Annotated in this window: 2 protein-coding genes; both read right to left on the bottom strand. The window is 63.1% G+C overall.

The window, feature by feature from the left end:
* The coding region (locus tag AWC08_RS14870) for a hypothetical protein (protein WP_085087914.1) at positions 1–1,297 on the bottom strand (1,297 nt) is incomplete at its 3' end.
* 357 nt (positions 1,298–1,654) lie between these two features.
* Positions 1,655–3,025 (bottom strand): hypothetical protein (locus tag AWC08_RS14865; RefSeq protein ID WP_085087911.1); only part of this gene is annotated, 1,371 nt, incomplete at its 5' end.

Genomic DNA, 3,025 nt, shown 5'->3' with positions numbered 1-3,025 from the left:
TGACGATTCCGGCCGGGACGGCTCTGGGTGCGTTTGATTTGCCGACGTTGTCGGTGCCGTCGTTGACGATTCCGTCGGTGAGCATTCCGGCGGGGACGGCTCTGGGTGCGTTTGATCTGCCGTCTTTGACGGTGCCGTCGTTGAGCATCCCGGCGGGCACAGCGTTGGGCGCCTTCAACCTGCCGACGTTGACCGTGCCGTCGTTGACCATCCCGTCCCTGACGATTCCGGCCGGGACGGCTCTGGGCGCATTTGATCTGCCGTCTTTGACGGTGCCGTCGTTGACGATCCCGGCGGGCACAGCGTTGGGCGCCTTCAACCTGCCGACGTTGTCGGTGCCGTCGTTGACGATTCCGTCGGTGTCGATTCCGGCTGGGACGGCTCTGGGTGCGTTTGATTTGCCGACGTTGTCGGTGCCGTCGTTGACGATTCCGTCGTTGAACATTCCGGCGGGCACGGCTCTGGGTGCGTTTGATCTGCCGTCGCTGACGATTCCGTCGTTGAGCATCCCGGCGGGGACGGCCTTGGGTGCCTTCAATCTGCCGACGTTGACGGTGCCGTCGTTGACGATTCCGTCGTTGAACATTCCGGCGGGCACGGCTCTGGGCGCGTTTGATCTGCCGACATTGTCGGTGCCGTCGCTGAGCATCCCGGCGGGGACGGCGTTAGGTGCCTTCAACCTGCCGACTTTGACCGTGCCGTCGTTGACGATTCCATCCCTGACGATTCCGGCCGGGACGGCGCTAGGTGCCTTTGATCTGCCGGCCTTGACGGTGCCGTCGTTGAGCATTCCGGCCGGGACGGCGTTGGGTGCGTTCAATTTGCCGACGTTGTCGGTGCCGCCGGTGACGATTCCGTCGGTGTCGATTCCGGCGGGTACGGCGTTGGGTGCGTTCAATTTGCCGACGTTGTCGGTGCCGCCGGTGACGATTCCGTCGGTGTCGATTCCGGCGGGTACGGCGTTGGGTGCGTTTGACTTGCCGGCGTTGTCGGTGCCGTCGGTGTCGATTCCGGCGGGTACGGCGTTGGGTGCGTTTAATTTGCCGACGTTGTCGGTGCCGCCGGTGACCGTGCCGTCGGTGTCGATTCCGGCGGGTACGGCGTTGGGTGCGTTCAATTTGCCGACGTTGTCGGTGCCGCCGGTAACGGTGCCGTCGGTGTCGATTCCGGCGGGTACGGCGTTGGGTGCGTTCAACCTGCCGACACTTGCGGTGCCGTCCCTGACCATTCCGCCGATTACCATTCCGCCGATCGCCGTCGAAACATTTTTGCTGCCCTCGGTGGGTATCCCGCCCATAACTATTCCACCAGTGAATATCGCCGCGGGCACTACCATTAGTGCGTTTAGTCTGCCGGCAATGAGTGTGCCCCAAACTACGATCAGCGCAATAACGGTAGGTGGCGGTGGCGGAGGCTTCTGGACCCCCGAAGTCGTTATTCCGTTTGATTTCGCGACGCCTTCTATCACTATTCCTTTTGTCGCATTCCTGCCTAACAACACCACCTTCTTGCAAACAGGTGTGGCTGGGGTGATCCCGCAGATTGGTGGGGGTACCAACGGCCCAGGTTCTGCGCCGAATTCAGGTGGCCCCGGTGCATATCTGCAAGTTGGGCCCATCGCGAGCCAAGGCTTGACCCTTCGAATCAAGACCTTCTACGTTCCCCCGTTCACCACCAGCGTTGTCCTCGGTGGGTTCACTATTCCGCCGATCACCGTCGGGTCGTTTACCCTGCCCGAGATCAACACCGTGCCTCTCACGATTCCAGGGTTCAGCGTCGGAAATATCGCGGTCGGCGGCTTCAGCACGCCGCAGCTCACCACCCAGGCGATCACCACTCCGGCGTTGACGATTAATCCGATTGGTGTGGGGGCGTTGTCGTTGCCGGATATCACGACTCCGGCGTTCTCGACTCCGGCGTTGTCGATCAATCCGATTGGTGTGGGGGCGTTGTCGTTGCCGGATATCACGACTCCGGCGTTCTCGACTCCGGCGCTGACGATCAACCCGATCGGTGTCGGTGCGTTGTCGTTGCCCGACATCACGACCCCGGCGTTGACGATCGACCCGATCGCAGTGGGTGGCTTCGACCTGCCTGCGATCACCACTCCGGCGATCACGACTCCGCCGTTGACGATCAACCCCATCGGTGTGGGCGGGTTCGCGTTGCCCGACATCGTCACTCCGCCATTGACGATCAATCCGATCGGCGTGAGCGGCTTCAGTCTGCCGGATATCACGACTCCGGCGATCACCACGCCGCCGTTGACGATCAGCCCGATCGGCGTGGGCGGGTTCACGCTGCCGGACATCACGACGCCGGCATTGACGATCAATCCGATTGGGGTGAGCGGGTTCGCCTTGCCGGCGATCACCACCCCGGCGATCACGACGCCGCCGTTGACGATCAGCCCCATCGGGGTGGGCGGGTTTGCGTTGCCGGATATCACGACTCCGGCGATCACCACGCCGCCCTTGACGATCAGCCCGATCGGCGTGGGCGGGTTCACGCTGCCGGACATCACGACGCCGGCATTGACGATCAATCCGATTGGGGTGGGCGGGTTTGCGTTGCCGGCGATCACGACGCCGGCGATCACCACGCCGCCGTTGACGATCAGCCCGATCGGGGTGGGCGGGTTCACGTTGCCGAACATCGTCACCCCGCCGTTGACGATCAGCCCGATTGGAGTGGGCGGGTTTGCGTTGCCGGCGATCACGACGCCGGCGATCACCACGCCGCCGTTGACGATCAGCCCGATTGGGGTGAGCGGGTTTGCGTTGCCGGACATTACGACTCCGGCGATCACGACGCCGCCGTTGACGATCAGCCCCATCGGGGTGGGCGGGTTCACGTTGCCCGACATCGTCACGCCGCCGTTGACGATCAGCCCGATTGGTGTGGGTGGGTTTACGTTGACGGACATTACGACTCCGGCGATTACGACTCCGCCGTTGACGATCAGCCCGATTGGTGTGGGTGGGTTTACGTTGCCGGATATCACGACTCCGGCGATTACGACTCC

Source organism: Mycobacterium gordonae, assembly GCF_002101675.1.
Classification (GTDB): Bacteria; Actinomycetota; Actinomycetes; order Mycobacteriales; family Mycobacteriaceae; genus Mycobacterium; species Mycobacterium gordonae.
The sequence above is the reverse complement of the archived record's forward strand: the minus strand, read 5'-3'. Positions and strand labels throughout refer to the sequence as shown.